13 protein-coding genes are annotated in these 16,202 nt (G+C 44.9%); 4 read left to right on the forward strand and 9 right to left on the reverse strand.

Annotated elements, in window-relative coordinates:
• Together speE and GPK58_RS06680 are read right to left on the reverse strand one after the other, a co-directional pair.
• Complete coding sequence (gene speE / locus GPK58_RS06675) at positions 1 to 855, reverse strand: polyamine aminopropyltransferase (protein ID WP_114001773.1); 855 nt, start codon at positions 853 to 855, stop codon at positions 1 to 3.
• Positions 856 to 860: 5 nt separating this feature from the next.
• The gene (locus tag GPK58_RS06680; protein WP_015524484.1) at positions 861 to 2,327 is read right to left on the reverse strand and encodes an aminotransferase class I/II-fold pyridoxal phosphate-dependent enzyme; all 1,467 of its coding nucleotides are present in this window, start codon (positions 2,325 to 2,327) and stop codon (positions 861 to 863) included.
• A gap of 572 nt (positions 2,328 to 2,899) precedes the next feature.
• Between GPK58_RS06680 and GPK58_RS06685 the strand changes: the two genes are divergently transcribed.
• Complete coding sequence (locus tag GPK58_RS06685; protein ID WP_092070385.1) at positions 2,900 to 4,285, forward strand: MATE family efflux transporter; 1,386 nt, start codon at positions 2,900 to 2,902, stop codon at positions 4,283 to 4,285.
• A 90-nt stretch (positions 4,286 to 4,375) separates the two neighbouring features.
• Here GPK58_RS06685 and GPK58_RS06690 read toward each other — a convergent pair whose 3' ends face one another.
• Positions 4,376 to 5,842 (reverse strand): sensor domain-containing diguanylate cyclase, encoded by a 1,467-nt coding sequence (locus GPK58_RS06690; protein WP_215638389.1) that lies wholly within the window; start codon positions 5,840 to 5,842, stop codon positions 4,376 to 4,378.
• Positions 5,843 to 6,158: 316 nt separating this feature from the next.
• Between GPK58_RS06690 and GPK58_RS06695 the strand changes: the two genes are divergently transcribed.
• Entirely contained in the window at positions 6,159 to 7,538 is a 1,380-nt protein-coding gene (locus GPK58_RS06695; protein WP_418443756.1) for an alanine/glycine:cation symporter family protein, read from the forward strand.
• A 107-nt stretch (positions 7,539 to 7,645) separates the two neighbouring features.
• On the opposite strand, the gene GPK58_RS06700 is transcribed toward GPK58_RS06695, so the two are convergent.
• From GPK58_RS06700 to GPK58_RS06710, 3 genes are all read right to left on the reverse strand, one after another.
• On the reverse strand, positions 7,646 to 8,149 hold the full coding sequence (locus GPK58_RS06700) for a gamma carbonic anhydrase family protein (protein WP_215638391.1): 504 nt from the start codon (positions 8,147 to 8,149) through the stop codon (positions 7,646 to 7,648).
• Between the two features lie 87 nt (positions 8,150 to 8,236).
• Positions 8,237 to 9,268 carry a LacI family DNA-binding transcriptional regulator gene (locus GPK58_RS06705; protein WP_147603423.1) on the reverse strand — a complete coding sequence of 344 codons (1,032 nt, stop codon included), beginning with the start codon at positions 9,266 to 9,268 and terminating at the stop codon, positions 8,237 to 8,239.
• A 225-nt stretch (positions 9,269 to 9,493) separates the two neighbouring features.
• Positions 9,494 to 10,984 (reverse strand): AAA family ATPase, encoded by a 1,491-nt coding sequence (locus GPK58_RS06710; protein ID WP_215638392.1) that lies wholly within the window; start codon positions 10,982 to 10,984, stop codon positions 9,494 to 9,496.
• Between the two features lie 277 nt (positions 10,985 to 11,261).
• On the opposite strand from GPK58_RS06710, the gene GPK58_RS06715 reads away from it, so the two are divergent.
• Positions 11,262 to 12,635 (forward strand): MATE family efflux transporter, encoded by a 1,374-nt coding sequence (locus tag GPK58_RS06715; protein WP_215638393.1) that lies wholly within the window; start codon positions 11,262 to 11,264, stop codon positions 12,633 to 12,635.
• A gap of 122 nt (positions 12,636 to 12,757) precedes the next feature.
• Here GPK58_RS06715 and GPK58_RS06720 read toward each other — a convergent pair whose 3' ends face one another.
• The 3 genes from GPK58_RS06720 to GPK58_RS06730 are packed head-to-tail and all read right to left on the reverse strand — an operon-like array spanning position 12,758 to position 15,155.
• Positions 12,758 to 13,138 carry a prenylated flavin chaperone LpdD gene (locus GPK58_RS06720; RefSeq protein ID WP_110102993.1) on the reverse strand — a complete coding sequence of 127 codons (381 nt, stop codon included), beginning with the start codon at positions 13,136 to 13,138 and terminating at the stop codon, positions 12,758 to 12,760.
• Positions 13,123 to 13,692, reverse strand: coding sequence for a UbiX family flavin prenyltransferase (locus GPK58_RS06725; RefSeq protein WP_215638394.1), 570 nt, complete (start codon positions 13,690 to 13,692; stop codon positions 13,123 to 13,125). Before GPK58_RS06725 ends, GPK58_RS06720 begins: the two co-directional genes overlap by 16 nt.
• Positions 13,689 to 15,155 (reverse strand): UbiD family decarboxylase, encoded by a 1,467-nt coding sequence (locus tag GPK58_RS06730; protein WP_215638395.1) that lies wholly within the window; start codon positions 15,153 to 15,155, stop codon positions 13,689 to 13,691. Before GPK58_RS06730 ends, GPK58_RS06725 begins: the two co-directional genes overlap by 4 nt.
• Positions 15,156 to 15,326: 171 nt before the next feature.
• Here GPK58_RS06730 and GPK58_RS06735 point away from each other — a divergent pair, with 171 nt between their 5' ends.
• Positions 15,327 to 16,202, forward strand: a complete 876-nt coding sequence (locus tag GPK58_RS06735) for a LysR family transcriptional regulator (RefSeq protein ID WP_118608921.1) — start codon at positions 15,327 to 15,329, stop codon at positions 16,200 to 16,202.

Consider the following 16,202-nt stretch of genomic DNA (forward strand, 5'->3'; position numbering starts at 1 on the left):
TCAGTCCTCCACCTCCTGAAGCATTTCCTCCAGAAAAGCCGGAAGATAAAATGCACCTTTGTGAAGCCTTGTAGTATAGTAACGGGTGCGAAGATTCAGTGAATTCCATGCCTTCGAATCCAGGTCATCCACAGGATGATATTTTTTACTTGCAAAGCCAAACAGCCAGTAGCCGGCAGCAAAGGTAGGAATATGAGCCTGGTAAACACGGCTGATCTGGAAAGTACTGGCAATTCTTTTGTGACTGCGCTGCATGGCATGCGCATCCTCGGAATAAAAAGGACTTCCCTGCTGATTAACCATGATTCCATCCGACTTCAGCGCATTATAGCAGTTTCCGTAAAATTCACGGGTAAATAATCCCTCCGATGGGCCAAAGGGATCCGAGGAATCTACAATAATAAGATCATATTTATTTTCGCAGCGGCGTATATATTTCAACGCATTTTCATAATGAAGGTGCACTCTCCTGTCATCCAGCCTGCAGGCATTTCCCGGAAGATATGCGCGACAGGCTTCTACTACCATAGGATCCATCTCTACCAGATCAATATGGCTGACACGGTCATACCTGGTCAGTTCACGTACAACTCCGCCGTCTCCTGCTCCGATCACAAGAATATCTTTGGCTTCTTTGTGAATAGCCATAGGTACATGAGTGATCATTTCGTCATAAATAAATTCGTCACGCTCTGTGAGCATTACATTACCGTCCAGTGTGAGCACCCTGCCAAATTCCGGTGTCTCAAAAATATCAATTCTCTGATAGTCACTCTGCTTTGAATAAAGCTGACGGTTTACCCGGATACTATGCTTCACATCCGGTGTATGAAATTCCGAAAACCACATTTCCATTTTCTTTACCTCCCTGCCAGTACGTTTAAACGCAATATATCCGGATCTTCAGGGCCTGTCATATTGCATCCTTTTGCCTTGGCATATTCAATATAATCCAGGATTTCCGGAGTGATTCGTTCCCCCGGAGCCAAAATCGGGATTCCCGGAGGATAACACATTACAAACTCGCTGCATACTTTGCCTTCGGTTTCTCTGAGAGGAAGGCTGCATTTTTCTGCATAAAAAGCTTCCTGAGGACTTGTCACTACCTGAGGATCGATATATTCCTGATCCAGCAATCCTGATTTATCCTTCTGGAATCGCCTGCGGATCTCCGCAAGAGCACTTACCAGCCGCTCTATTTCCTGGGCACGATCTCCGATCGACAGATAAGCCAAAATATTTCCAATATCACCAAATTCGATCTGAATATCATATTCATCTCTCAGTATATCGTAAACCTCGATTCCTGCAAGTCCGATATCCAGGGTATGTACACTTAATTTCGTAATGTCAAAATCAAAAACCGAATCTCCATTCACCAGCTCTTTTCCAAATGCATAATAGCCGCCAATAGCATTGATCTCTTCCCTTGCATACTCTGCCATATCTGCTACCTGATGAAAAATCTGGCGTCCTCGCTGTGCAAGATTCCGGCGCGAAATGTCAAGACTTGACATCAGAAGATAGCTGCCTGAAGTAGTCTGAGTCAGATTGATGATCTGACGGACATAACCGGCATGAACACCTGGTCCTGTAAGAAGAAGGCTGGACTGGGTCAGGCTTCCGCCACTTTTATGCATGGATACAGACGCCATATCTGCACCGGCTGCCATTGCCGAAACCGGCAGACCTCCGCCAAAATAAAAATGGGTTCCATGTGCCTCATCTGCCAGACACAGCATTCCTGCTTCATGAGCCATGCGTACAATTGCGCGAAGATCACTGCAGATTCCATAATAGGTGGGATTGTTCACCAGCACAGCCACCGCATTTGGGTGCTCCTTAATTGCCTTTGCCACCTGTTCACGTCGCATTCCAAGAGAAATCCCAAGTCTCTGATCCACCTCCGGATTCACATAGACCGGGATTGCTCCGCACAGAACCAGCGCATTCAGCACACTTCTGTGGACATTTCGGGGAAGAATGATCTCATCTCCCCTCTTACAGGCAGTTAGCACCATAGTCTGCACTGAGCTTGTAGTTCCTCCAACCATAAGAAATGCATGCGCTGCTCCAAAGGCATCTGCTGCCAGCTCTTCCGCCTCCCGGATCACAGATACGGGATGACAGAGATTATCAAGCGGCTTCATGCTGTTTACATCCACACCTACACATTTTTGTCCCAGAAATTCAGTAAGCTCCGGATTTCCTCTTCCTCTTTTATGTCCCGGCACATCGAAAGGTACTACTCTCATACGCAGGAATTTTTCCAGAGCTTCATGAATTGGAGCATGATTCTGGTCCAGTTTAAAACGACTTCTGTTCATTGCTTCTCCATTTCCAGTTCCTTTATCCGCACAAAAAAAGCAGGCCGATACAAAACCGTAAACCTGCTTAGATCATTCTTCCTGATTTTATTTTCATCGCATATAAATATGAGAATCCCCATATTTACATGAGATCAGAATCCGGATGATATATGTCAGAGTCTATATAGCAATCATACTTTTACTACTCTTATTGACCGTTTCACAAGTCTGCGCAACATGCGCATGACGGTTATCAAAGGAACCAACTTATAAAATTTGAGCTTCTAACTCAATCAATAAGGCAACCAAAGTTACCATCAGCGGCAGTGGACCCGGCTGTCCGTATGGCCTTGACCCCAAAATGGAGTGGTCCAAAATAATTGCTTTGAAAAGACTCTTTCTTGTCCTTCAAAATCTACATAAGCATAGCATATCTGAAAATTCATGTCAACTATCAAAATCGTTTAAATACTTATAGTATGGACCATTTATAATAATGTCAGAAGGATATTCTTTTCTTGAATCCCTTATATTTTCATGCTAATATATATAATTAGGTCAAAAACTACAAAATACAAAATGGAGGAAATATGAATCAAAAAAGTACATCTGCTCCCATAGCAGAAAACAAAATGGGGACCATGCCCGTAGGAAGGCTTGTACTAAACATGTCTCTGCCAATGATGATCTCCATGCTGGTGCAGGCATTGTACAATATTGTAGACAGTGTTTTCGTTGCCATGCTTTCCGAAAATGCTCTGACGGCAGTTTCCATGGCTTTTCCACTGCAGACACTTCTGATCGCAGTAGGTGCAGGTACCGGTGTGGGTATGAACGCACTGCTTTCCAAATCCCTTGGAGAAAAGAATTTTGAAAAAGCTGATCGGACAGCCAGCAATGCTGCTTTCCTGTATGGCTTAAGCTATCTGGTTTTCCTGATCCTTGGATTTACAGTAGTAAAACCATTTTATGCCAGCCAGGTACATAACGCAGACCCTGAGATCCTTAAATTTGGGATTGAATATCTGAGCACAGTTATGATATTCTCCTTTGGTCTGCTTGGACAGTTTTTCTTTGAACGTCTGCTCACATCCACAGGAAAAACCATATTCAGCATGACTTCTCAGCTGTGCGGTGCCATCACCAACATCATCCTTGACCCGATCCTGATCTTTGGTCTGTTCGGTGCTCCGAAAATGGGTGTTACCGGAGCTGCTGTAGCTACTGTGATCGGACAGTGTGTAGCCTGCATCGTTGCCGGAATCTGCAACCATAAATTTAATCATGAAGTCCGGCTCAGCTTCAGGGGCTTCCGTCCTGACCTTAAGATCATCGGCCATATTTATGCAGTAGGTATTCCATCGATCATCATGCAGTCCATCAGTTCTATCATGACCTACTGCATGAATCTGATCCTGGTACAGTTCACAGTCACTGCAACTGCAGTATTTGGTGTTTACTTCAAATTACAGAGTTTTTTCTTCATGCCTGTATTTGGACTTAACAACGGCATTACACCGATCATTGCCTATAATTATGGTGCACGCCACAGAAAGCGTATGCTTAAAACTGTCAAAGTCAGCATGTTCATCGCATTCTGTTTTACATTCATTGGTTTTCTTGCCTTTGAATTTATTCCGAAAACACTGCTGGGGCTGTTCAGTGCTTCCGAAGATATGCTTACCATCGGAATCCCTGCACTTCGTATCATAGGAATCCACTATCTGATCGCATGGTTCTGTATCATTGCGGGAACTGTATTCCAGGCACTCGGAAAAGCTGTATTCAGTATGATCGTATCTATCATGCGTCAGCTGTTTGTCCTGGTACCTGCTGCTTATATCCTTGCTTCCATCGGCGGACTTCACGCAGTATGGTGGTCTTTCCCCATTGCGGAGATCATTTCTCTGATCGTGTCCGTAGCTTTCCTGGTTGTCATAAACAGAACGATCATTCAAAAAATTCCGGAAGCCTAAGGACATCAAAGCTTCCCATTCCAATTTATACAAAAAGAAGACAGAAGATTTCCTTTTTTCTCTTCAGGATATCTTCTGTCTTTTTTATTGTTATTTATAGATCCGGTAGCCATCCCTTCCGGAGCGTTTTACCTGATAAAGGGCAAAATCTGCTTTTTGATACAGTTCCATAAAGGTATCTCCATCCTGTGGTGCAAAAGCAATTCCTGCACTAAAAGTAAATGTATGCTCTCCCATGCCTTCCATACGGATCTCCCTGAGCTTTTCATGAAGTTTTTTTATTCTGCTCTCCATATTTTTCCGGGAACCGATATTACAGAGCAGGATCACAAACTCATCCCCGCCGATACGCCCGATCACATCCTGTTCCCGGAACTGCTCTTTAAGAAAACCTCCCAGCATTTTTAATACATTATCTCCCATGACATGTCCGTAAACATCATTCACTTCTTTAAAATGATCCATATCCAGGATCAGGAAGCCATGAAAGCCTTCCGGAGCTTTTTCTCTCAGAATAGCATCGATCACCTTCTGCGTATTCTCTCTGTTATAAACGCCTGTAAGCGCATCCTTCTGGGCAGAACGTACCAATTCCGCTTTCTCCTGATTATTTCTTACAACAATATACAGGAGCAGGAGCAGCACCAGAATACAGAAGCTTCCCATAAATAGGATTTCATAACCAGAAATGAATTCATAAGCCTGCTGTGCACTTTTTACAGGAATTGCATAACAGATCATCCAGTCATTGTATCCAAGAGGCATATATGCCAGATACCGGTCCTCTTCTTTTCTCTCTTTGAGACTAAACTTCACCAGACCACTTTCGCCAACTTTAAAATCTTCCTGAATATCCTGAAGAGCATGCTTTCCTTTGAGATTTTTTTCTCCGTAATATTTAAAAAGATTGATTCCATATGTGATCTCCGTACCAGACGCCGAACCACTGTCAAAGGCAATGATCTCTCCATCACTTGTAGCCAGAAGACTGTTTCCCGCTCCATCAAAAAGATCATTAAAAAGCATATGGCTCAGCGCTGTAACATTACAGGATCCGCCCAACACACCGATCACTTTATGGTCTTTGTATACCGGCACACCTAAAACCACCCGCACCTTATGGTCCACACTGCTTTCCAGGGGATCGCTGATGGTCTGCTCTCCACTGATAGCCTCCTGAAAATATCTGCGATGAGAAACATTCTTGGTTACTCCATTGTCGTAGTATGCATCTCCATTCTTATCAATAAGAGCAGCCCTCTCCAGGTCTGTCTTTTCATAAATGGATATCAGTCGTTCTTTATTTTCTTCTGAAAAAAGTTCTTCTGATCTTCCCATTGCAGAGGCAATCTCATTCAGATATTGATAATTAATATCCAGTATCGTCCGCAAATGTTCACTTTGTCTCTGCACATTTATCTTCAATGTATTCTGAGAATTCACCTGTACAGCCCTCTGCACACACTCGAAAAAAATAAGAATCCCTGCTATAACCGCCAAGATAAAAACGCCGGTTGCCATAACATAATTTTTTAATTCAAAGTGATTCTTTTTCATACGTTTTCTCCTGATCTAACCTTTTTTGTCCTGCATTTTTATTTTACCATGATTTTTGTTTTTTCTCTATAACTTTGTTTTTTCTCTATAACAAAAAATCTCCTGTGATTATCTGGTTTTCAGAAAAACCTTCTGTTCAGATGGAATATTTTTGTTGCATTATTCTGAATATTCCTGTATAATTAGCGCAATAATCAAAACTTAAGAGCGTAATGTACAAGGGCGTACAGCACATGTTTCCTGTGTCTGTGCGCCCTTGTGCTATTTCTGCAGTCCTGCAGAAATTTCGCTTTGAGAAAGGGAGGAGATTTCTATGATGAATGCAATCGGAAATGTGATAAACCAGATCGACAGTCTGGTGTGGGGCTGGTGGATGATCATTTTACTTCTGGGCACCCATATTTTCATGACCATCCGTACCGGTGTGATCCAGCGTAAGATCGGTACCGCCATTCGCCTGTCTGTCACCAAAGATACCAATGCGGAAGGTGAAGTCAGCCAGTTTGGCGCCCTGACAACAGCCCTTGCTTCCACTATTGGAACCGGAAATATCATCGGTGTCGGTACTGCCATTGCTCTTGGCGGTCCCGGTGCAGTCCTCTGGTGCTGGCTTACCGGTGTCTTCGGAATCGCCACCAAATACAGTGAGTCTCTCATCGCTGTAAAATACCGCGTCAAAACCAAAGACGGCCGTATGCAGGGTGGTGCTATGTATGCCCTGGAGCGCGGATTAAATATGCGCTGGCTTGGTCTGATCTTTGCCTTTTTCGGTGGCTTTGCTTCCTTTGGAATCGGATGTGCTACCCAGGTCAATGCCATTGCAACGGTATGTAATGAGAACCTTCATATTCCGCCGGCAGCGATCGGCATTGCTGTGGCAGTTCTTACTGCTTTTGTTATTTTTGGCGGGATCAAATCCATCGCCAATGTATGTGAGCGTCTTGTTCCGTTTATGGCATTTTTCTATGTGATTGGATGTATCATCATCCTGGGGATCAATTTCGATTTTATCATTCCCGCAGTAAAAACCATCTGCAAATTTGCTTTTACCCCTGGTGCTGCTGCAGGAGGTCTTGTAGGACGTGGTATCATGATGGCCATGCAGTATGGAATCGCAAGAGGACTTTTTTCCAATGAATCCGGTATGGGTTCTGCCCCCATCGCCGCTGCTGCCGCACAGACAAGAAATCCGGTTCGTCAGGCTCTCGTTTCCAGCACCGGTACATTCTGGGATACCGTTGTGGTATGTCTGATGACCGGTCTTGTTCTGGTAACCAGTATTATGAAAAATCCTTCGATCGACATGGGAAATATCACTGATGGCGGTGTTCTTACTACACTGGCTTTTCAGCAGATCCCGGTTCTTGGTCCTGTGATCCTTGTAGTGGGTATCATTTCCTTCGCATATTCTACAGTCCTTGGATGGGCATATTATGGCGAGCGGTGCGTGGAGTATTTTTCCGGCAAAAAGGGACTCATCCCCTATCGTGTGCTGTACATTGCGGTAGCTGCCATCTCCCCTGTTATTTCTCTGAACCTGGTATGGACCGTAGCGGATATCCTGAATGCACTGATGGCTATTCCAAACCTGATCGCAGTATTACTGCTTTCCAGTGTGATCGTAAAAGAGACTAAAAAATATATTAACGATCTGGATGCACGGGATGACACACCGGTGGAAGTGATCGATAAATAAAAAAACGATAAATATAAGCATTTTATATAACAAAGTTACAGCTCCGACTACTTCTCATATTACAAAGCAGTCGGAGCTGTCCGTTTACAAATGTCTTCTTCACTTTTTTATAATACATCCTGCGCTTTCATCTCTTCGGACACAGCAAGATATTCTTTGCTGTTTTCCACGATACCAAGCTTCTCTTCCCAGGTAAGGTTTCGTTTGATCCTGGCCGGACTTCCCATTACCAGGGAGCCATCCGGGATCACCGTATTTTTAGTCACAAGGCTTCCGGCTCCTATGATACAGTCGTTTCCGATCTTTGCACCATCCAGGATCACGGCTCCCATTCCGATCAATGTCCGGTCTCCGATGGTACATCCATGGATCACCGCATTATGTCCCACAGTAACGTTGTTTCCGATATGGACCGGCATGTTGTGGCTCACATGAATGGTACAGTTTTCCTGGATATTTGTTTCTTCTCCGATCACTACCGGCGCATCATCTCCGCGGATCACCGCATAATATAATACACAGCTGTCACGGCCGATCGTTACATTTCCAAGGATCACAGACTGCTTTGCGATCCTGGCACCTTTTGCGATCTTTACATTTTTATAATTCATTTTTCCTCCTGAATCTGCTTTCCCTGTACAGGATTCTGCCATATGATATTTCTGATCATGGGTTCTATACGCAACAGCAATTCCTTTTTAACCCATATTATATTTCGTCCGGATCACAATATCTGTATACTGGTATTCCTTTTCCGGTGCCTTGCTGTCAAAGAGAAGCTGGAACAAAATAATCACCGGAGAATGTCCCTGTACAGCCGCATCCTGACCGATAAGGAAATTGATCGTCCCCTCTTTCAGCCATTTCAGATTTTCTTCCAGGAAATCATTGGCGATCACATGCATGGTTTTATCCTTTCCAAGCTTCTGCAAGGTCTGGCAGACACCCTTTACACCATGACCCGTAATATAGATCCCGGTCAGCTCCGGATAAAGCTCCAGAAATTCTTCCACGATCTTGGATGCCACCCATTCGTCATCATAAGAATACCTTATATCCACGATCTCGATTCCCGGAAAGCTTTCTTTAATCTCTGTCGTAAATCCTTTCTGCCTGCTGATCAGACCAGGATTGGCAACCTGTCCGGAAATTATGGCAACCTGCCCGTTTCCGCCTGTCATCTCCCCCATCAGGCCTGCTGCCGTACGACCGGCCTGAAAGGTATCCTGTCCCACAAAGCATAACCTTTTTGTATCTTCCAGATCCGCATTAAAGGTAACTACCGGAATTCCATACTCTTCCTGATACTGATTGATCCTCGCTCTCAAAAGCTGATCTTCTGATGGAGTCAGCGCGATTCCATTAAACCCCTCTTCCCGGAGTTCTTCCATTGCAGCCATTACTTTTTCCGGTTCCACGCCCTCGATCTCATAGATCTTTACTGTTCCGCCAAAGCTCTCCACTTCTTCTTTTGCTTCCAGGACCCCCTTTAAAACCTGCTGCATAAAAGGAGTCTCCATATACTGAAGGATCACACCGATACGGATCTTTCTCTTTGCCATGGCAAGGGCACGACCGGCACGGCTGGGCTGGTATCCCATCTCCCGGGCGATCCTTTTGATCCTTTCCTCTACTTCCGGGCGGATACGGCCTCTGTTGTTCAGTGCCCTGTCCACAGTGCCTCTTGAAACTCCTGCTGCTTCCGCAATCTGTTGTAATGTTACTGCCATATTTTACCCTCCAAAACCTCTCTTGTGTGCTTTGTGTTCACGCGCACGCTCTTTTATCTCATTATACACATTTACACTTTCTCAGGCAATCCCTGATTTCATTATTTTTATAATTTTCCTTTACGATCAGACAGGCCCGGCATAAACAGGTGCATTCCCTCAGCCAAAAATGCTTCCGAAAAAATCTCCGGAAGCATTTTTATCATTGCAAAATTGGTTCCCTTGTCAGTCCAGAAGCTCCTGTACCATCTCGGGGGTAAAGGTTACAGCCTTCACATGATCCACCTCGATCTGATACAGGGCATTGGCCGCAATATGCTCCGCAGCCTGCTCCAGATCACGGATTCCTGTGGTATCTTCAAATTTCTTAATTACTGCGTCCAGCGCCTCTTCCGTTACGATACATTCTTCCTGTTTCAGGCTCATGCGTTTTAAAACCTTAGGAAGTGCAAATCGGGAAAAGATGATCTTCTTTTCCTCCGGTGTGTAATCCGGAATATCGATCACTGCAAAACGTGACATCAAAGGTGCGCTGATCTGTGCCTTATCATTGGCTGTGGCAATAGGATAGACACCAACTGTCGGAACCATACATTCCATATAGTTATCTGTAAAACCAAGGTTATCCAGCAGTGTCAAAAGCACGTCTGCCGGATTTCCGTTTCCTTTACCTGATGCAGCCTTGTCAAGCTCATTGATGATAAATACCAGATTGGATTCTCCTGCCATGGAAAAAGCCTCCATGATGATTCCAGGCTTGGCATTTGCATAAACACGAGAGCTTCCTGTAAGCTGTTCCGGATCATTGATCGAACTCATATCCAGGGTTGTCCACGGCATTTTCAGGATTCTTGCAACTGCATAAGCGATCTGAGATTTACCGGTACCTGCAGGTCCTACAAGAAGCAGTCCGTAAGCAGGAAGTGTATGAGTACGGTTGATCTGAATGATCGTCTCAATGATCCTCTGTTTTACACGCTCCATTCCATAAAGCTCCTCATCCAGGATACGGCGTGCTTCCTTCGGATCAATAGACTCAAAATAATTATGCTTCCACTGAATATTCATCATGATGGAAAGTGCTCTCTGGGCATGGCGTCTTTCCTCCTGAGAAACCTCATGAGAACGGGCAACTGCCAGATTCCTTCTTGCCCAGAGACGGATATTATCCGGCATAGTCTTTCCGGCACAGTTCATAAAGTCGGTGATACTCTGAATACTGGTAAGCTTCATATCGTCACCGTCTTCTTCCTCCTCATCGTTCTCATTTTCTTCTGCCGGCGCACTGCTTGCAAACAGACGCTCGATCATAAACTGAAGAAATCCGTCCTCAGCAGAAAGCTTGGTGCCTCCGCCAAAAGCGATCTCGCGGATTTTGTAAACAGCATATCCTTCTTCTGTATTCTGTCCTGAAAGACGGATGTTGATATGATTTTCTCCGAGCCATTTGATCAGGCTTGTAAAACGGGAATCAATCTTCAGGATGTCTGCCGGAAAAACACCGTCCTCTTCCTTAAACTCAAATGCAGTCTGCTTCGCAGGATTGGAAAAATATCCGCAGGAATGATGTTTCCACTCTCTTTTGCTGTTATCCAGGATCAGCACCGGTTTCTCCGGTGTGGCTTTTGTTTCATTAGAACGAAATGTTGTATATGTGCACTGGCTTTTTGTCTCTTTTTTATCTGCCGGCGCTGCGCTGAAATCAAAAACTGGCATATTTTTTACTCCTCTTTCTCTGAAAAATATCTCCATTCAGTTTATCATGGATTGGAAATCTCAACAACTGCTGATATAATTTTTTATGCATTTTTTGTATTCGTCATTTTCCCGTAAGTTGTTTAAACAATTTTGCAGTTTGCCGATTGACACTGCCTGTAAACTATGTTATCGTGCAATCATGTCTGCTTTCATTTTTACAAAAGCTGACACAGTTACCATGTATGTGATTCACTGTTTTTCACGTCATTGTAATTGTATTTTTTTGGAGGAGGAAATGAGAAATCAACTTTCACAGCGGGATGATTTTTATCCACAGATCGTTAAGCTTGTCATCCCCATCATCATTCAGAATCTGCTAAGTGCAGCGGTCAATTCCGCCGATGTTATCATGCTGAACTTTGTAGGTCAGTCATCCATCTCCGCAGTATCCCTGGCAGCGAATTATTCCAATGTCCTGTTTATGGTTTATTACGGTCTTGGTACGGGAGCCACCCTGCTTTGTGCCCAGTATTATGGAAAGGGAGATTACAAAGCCATTCAGATCATCGAGGGAATCGCTCTTCGTTTTTCCATGATCATCTCTATTCTCGTGGCGCTCGTTGCATTTACCATGCCGCAGATGATGATGAAACTGTTCACCAATGATCCGAAGCTTCTGGCCATTGGTTCTTCCTATATCCGCATTATGGGTATCACCTATATCTGCTGGGGTATGACGGAGGTTTATCTGGCTGTTCTTCGAAGCATTGGCCGGGTAACTACCAGCATGGCGATGAATATGCTGGCATTTGGACTGAATATCCTTTTGAATGCGACTTTTATCTTCGGATTGTTCGGAGCACCCAAGCTTGGTGCTACCGGTGTGGCTATTGCTACTGCACTTTCCAGAATGATCGAGCTGATCGCCTGTTTTATTGTTTCTGCTTTCAGCAAAAATGTCCGACTGGATCTCCGATGTATGTTCACAAAAAGCAAACTGCTGTTCAGTGATTTCGTGCGGCTTTCCCTACCGGCTCTTGGCAATGATATTTCCTGGAGTATTGGTTTTTCCATGTACTCTGTGATCCTGGGGCATCTTGGTACGGATGCGGTTGCTGCCAATTCTCTGGTTGTAGTAGTCCGTAATATCGGCTCTGTTTTCTGTTTCGGTATTGCCAGTGCAGGAGGTATCCTTCTAGGCAATGTTATGGGGCAGGGCGATCTGGAACGTTCCAGGCGTTATGCTTCCAAAACACTGAAGCTTACTGTTATTGCAGGTTTTTTGGGCGGACTTATCGTTCTTGCCATCACACCGTTCGTAATGAGATTTGCGTCCCTGACACCCACTGCCATGCATTATCTGAAATATATGCTTCTGATCAACAGCTACTATATTATGGGGTCTGCCGTAAATACAACCCTGATCGCCGGTGTGTTCCGGGCAGGTGGTGATACAAAGTTTGGTCTGATCTGTGATACCATTGATATGTGGGTATATGCAGTACCCCTTGGATTCTTCGCTGCTTTTGTACTGAAGCTGCCGGTTATGTGGGTGTATTTTCTGCTCTGTACGGATGAATTTGTGAAGTGGCCATGGGTGATCAAAAGGTATCTTAGTGGGAAGTGGGCTAAGAATATTACCCGCGAGAATATATTTGAAAATAAATAGAATACAGAAACATTTTAGACGGCTGGAATCTGCGTTATTTTTCAAAAATTCGCTGTTTGAGCGAAGCAAGTCTCGGACTTTTGGAAAATAACTTTAGCAGGTTCCAGCCGTTCGTTACTCAACTACCGCTGCAGTCCTTCTATCACCATCTCTGTCAGACGCACAACACTTCCCTGTACCTCCCGGATCTCTTTCTCCGAAATACCATCCTTATGAAATCCCCCGGTGCAAACCACTCTCTTTCCCAGCTCTTTCGAAACCTTCTCCGCCATCCACCGGCAGATCACCTCGTCCTTATGTCCCGGAAAATTCAAAACTGAAGAAGTCGCACTCACAGAACCATCCCCTGTCAGAGACACTCTCGGTTCCGTCTGCACCACACATCCCAGATGAGGTCTCTCTCCGCCTTTCAGACAGATAAGCACATCCTCTCCGACAAATGCAGCACTGACCTCCAGCTTACAGCCTGCAGTCTCCACACACTCTTTTACAATCCATTCCATCTGCAATACTCCTTTGCTTCGATCCCAAACGGTTCCAAAAGCTTTGCCGCAATATGATACACCATATCATCAATACTCTCCGGTTTATGATAAAACGTCAGCATCGGCGGAATGATCCGCACTCCCGGAAGCATGGAAAGCTCATAAAGATTTCGGAGATGAATCCCGCTTAACGGTGTTTCTCTGGCTGCCAGCACCAGTGTTCTCTGTTCCTTGACCGTCACATCTGCCGCACGCAGAATAAGATTATCCGCATAGCCACTGTGGATCCCCGCGATCGTCTTCATGCTGCAGGGCACGATCAGCATCCCCTCTGTTTTGAAAGAGCCACTGGCCGGTTTTGCCCCAATTTCTCCCGGTGCACATACATGATCTGCCAATCGTTTCACATCCTCCGGTTCCAGCTCCGTCTCCTGGCGAAGAGTCAGCTCTGCACTGGAACTCATGATCAGATAAGACTCAAAATCCGGATTCTCCCGGATGATCTCCAGACATTTTACAAGGAGCGGCAGGCCGCTTGCACCTGTCGCACCAACTATAATTCTCTTTTTCATTTTTTCAGCCATTTCTCCGGATCCAGTTCCATAAAACGGGCTCTGTGAAAATCTTCCTTCAGATCATAAGGCACCGTACAGTCAAAAATAGTCTTGCATGCAATTCCATGATCACGGATACTTGGAGAAAATGCAGGATCATTGGACGGATCAAGAGGATGACAACGGACACCCGGAAGGGTGATCACATCCACATCCCCCTGGAATCTCGTATTCATCGCCCAAAGTACGTCATTCATATCAAAACAATCCACATCTTCATCTACCAGAAATACATTTTTCAGCTCACTAAAGGCAGAAAATGCAAGAAGTGCAGCCTGACGCTGTCTTCCCTCATCACTTTGAGAAAGCTTTTTAAACTGAAGGACAGCCATATACTTTCCACCTCCGGCACTGTTGCAGTATACGTTCTGAAGTCTTCCAGGCATTGCTTTTTCCACCATGCCATAGATGCTGGCCTCTGTAGGGATTCCCGCCATGGATACGTGCTCCTCACTTGGCCCGATACAGGTCTGCATAATCGGATTTTCACGATGTGTCACTGCTGTAACCTTGATCAGCCAACACTGATCACTTGCAGGCCCTGTATATCCCGGAAACTCCGGCATGGCGTATCCGGTATTGCTGTTCTGATCTTCCTTTACACGCACACCCGGGATCACTTCTCCCTCGATCACGTATTCCGCATTGGCGATGGCACGCTCGTTAACGGTTAAACATTTACAGAGTTCCACCGGCTCTTTGCGCAGTGCACCGGCTACAGACAGCTCATCATACCCCAGTGGTGTTGTAGGCGGCTCAAAACAGGAACCGATCTCAATAGCAGGATCAACTCCGATACTGATAGAAATCGGCAGCCTTTGTCCCAGCTCCTCAGCACGCTCTGCCATTGCTCCGATATGTCTGGCACCAGGTGTAAAGAAAATGGAAAGCTCATCTTTTCCCTGAATGCAGAGACGGTGAATGGTCACATCGTGAACTCCAGTATCCGGGTGTGTGGCGTAGCACATGCCAAGTGTGATATACGGGCCCGCATCATCCGGTGTGTTCGTTGGCGCAGGAACCAGCTTATAGAGGTCAAAATCCGGATCTGCTGCCTTATGCACCACCTGCTGACACGGTGCATCGCCTTCAAGATCGACCGGTGGAATTGGATTCTCCACGCTTTTGCAGAGCATCTTTCCAAGATTTTCCGGCTGAGTGTCAAGTAAAGCAGCAACTCTTTTTCTGCTTGCCAGAAGACCGATAGCTACCCTTGCATCCGGGTGTCCTTTTATACGATTAAAGATCATGGCAGGTCCTTCCTTTGTGGGACGCTTCACCGTTCCACCGGCTCCTACATAACGATATACCCCTGCAAGCTCTGCCATCGGATCAACTTCCACCTCTGTTTCGATCAGCTGATCTGGCATCTGCTCCAGAAGTGCCAGAGCACTTCTCAGATCTCTTACTTTTTCTGCCATATAAAACCTCCTGCGTTATCTTTATATTACTGTTCACTCCGTTCTCAGTAACATCTTTATTTTCTTATGTTATTTTATCTCTTTTTTACATGGTGAATCAATTCTTTCTATGATATAATTGTTTCCAATATGGAATGATTTGTCACTATTTTCTAAAAGGCAGGTGTTACCATGACTCTTGAACAGATCGACTATTTTATCTGTGCAGCTCAATCCCGGACTTTTTTTGATGCTGCAGAAGCTATGCATATCTCCCAGTCCTCCCTTTCCAAGCAGATCATGAAACTGGAAAAAGAACTGGAGCTTACCTTATGGGACCGCAGCAAGCGTACTGCTGTGCTTACTCCTGAAGGAGAGTTTTTTTACAAAGAAGCACTTAAGATTTCCAGACAGTATCATCGTTCTCTGGAAGCAGTGTACCATTTTAAGGACAGTAAGCTCCAGGCACTTCATATTGGAACACTTCCTTTTCTTTCTCAGTACCATCTTACTTCTGTGATACACAGTTTTTGTGATACACACCCGGAGCTTTCTTTTTCTCTGAAGGAGGTAGAAGACGAAGAACTTCTTTCCGGTCTTGAAAAAGACTTTTTTAATCTGATCTTTGTACGAAAACACATGATAGACCCGGAGCTCTATACTTTTCATGCTCTCACAGCAGACCGTCTGGTTGCTGTTTTTCCTGAAGCTCATCCCTCTGCGTCCAAAAAATCGGTCTCTCTTTCCGAACTGAAAAAAGAATCTTTTATCCTGATGCCTCCGCACACCTCCATTTACCGTTTCTGTATGCAAAGTTTTCATAATGCAGGGATCCACCCTCAGCTTCTGCGTACTGCCCGCGCAGAATCTATTGTCAGCGCAGTGGAAATTGGCGAAGGGATCAGCCTTCTTACAGAAAGCAGCTTTCAGTTCTTTCGTCAGCCTTCGCTTGTTGCTGTCCCGGTTAATGGACTGAAAAAGCTATCTGTTGGAATTGCCCATAAAAAAAATATGGCTCTCACAACCTCTGCAGAATGTTTTCTGCAGTTTGTGAAAAGCCATATGTAA

Source organism: Blautia sp. MCC270, from assembly GCF_018785605.1.
Classification (GTDB): domain Bacteria; phylum Bacillota; class Clostridia; order Lachnospirales; family Lachnospiraceae; genus Blautia_A; species Blautia_A fusiformis.

What these genes read in the sequence shown, in the direction of transcription:
- speE (WP_114001773.1), bottom strand. Translation starts at nt 855, where the DNA reads ATGGAAATGTGGTTTTCGGAATTTCATACACCGGATGTGAAGCATAGT.
- GPK58_RS06735 (WP_118608921.1), top strand. Translation starts at nt 15,327, where the DNA reads ATGACTCTTGAACAGATCGACTATTTTATCTGTGCAGCTCAATCCCGG.
- GPK58_RS06710 (WP_215638392.1), bottom strand. Translation starts at nt 10,984, where the DNA reads ATGCCAGTTTTTGATTTCAGCGCAGCGCCGGCAGATAAAAAAGAGACA.
- GPK58_RS06695 (WP_418443756.1), top strand. Translation starts at nt 6,159, where the DNA reads ATGAATGCAATCGGAAATGTGATAAACCAGATCGACAGTCTGGTGTGG.
- GPK58_RS06705 (WP_147603423.1), bottom strand. Translation starts at nt 9,268, where the DNA reads ATGGCAGTAACATTACAACAGATTGCGGAAGCAGCAGGAGTTTCAAGA.
- GPK58_RS06730 (WP_215638395.1), bottom strand. Translation starts at nt 15,155, where the DNA reads ATGGCAGAAAAAGTAAGAGATCTGAGAAGTGCTCTGGCACTTCTGGAG.
- GPK58_RS06715 (WP_215638393.1), top strand. Translation starts at nt 11,262, where the DNA reads ATGAGAAATCAACTTTCACAGCGGGATGATTTTTATCCACAGATCGTT.
- GPK58_RS06700 (WP_215638391.1), bottom strand. Translation starts at nt 8,149, where the DNA reads ATGAATTATAAAAATGTAAAGATCGCAAAAGGTGCCAGGATCGCAAAG.
- GPK58_RS06725 (WP_215638394.1), bottom strand. Translation starts at nt 13,692, where the DNA reads ATGAAAAAGAGAATTATAGTTGGTGCGACAGGTGCAAGCGGCCTGCCG.
- GPK58_RS06690 (WP_215638389.1), bottom strand. Translation starts at nt 5,842, where the DNA reads ATGAAAAAGAATCACTTTGAATTAAAAAATTATGTTATGGCAACCGGC.
- GPK58_RS06685 (WP_092070385.1), top strand. Translation starts at nt 2,900, where the DNA reads ATGAATCAAAAAAGTACATCTGCTCCCATAGCAGAAAACAAAATGGGG.
- GPK58_RS06720 (WP_110102993.1), bottom strand. Translation starts at nt 13,138, where the DNA reads ATGGAATGGATTGTAAAAGAGTGTGTGGAGACTGCAGGCTGTAAGCTG.
- GPK58_RS06680 (WP_015524484.1), bottom strand. Translation starts at nt 2,327, where the DNA reads ATGAACAGAAGTCGTTTTAAACTGGACCAGAATCATGCTCCAATTCAT.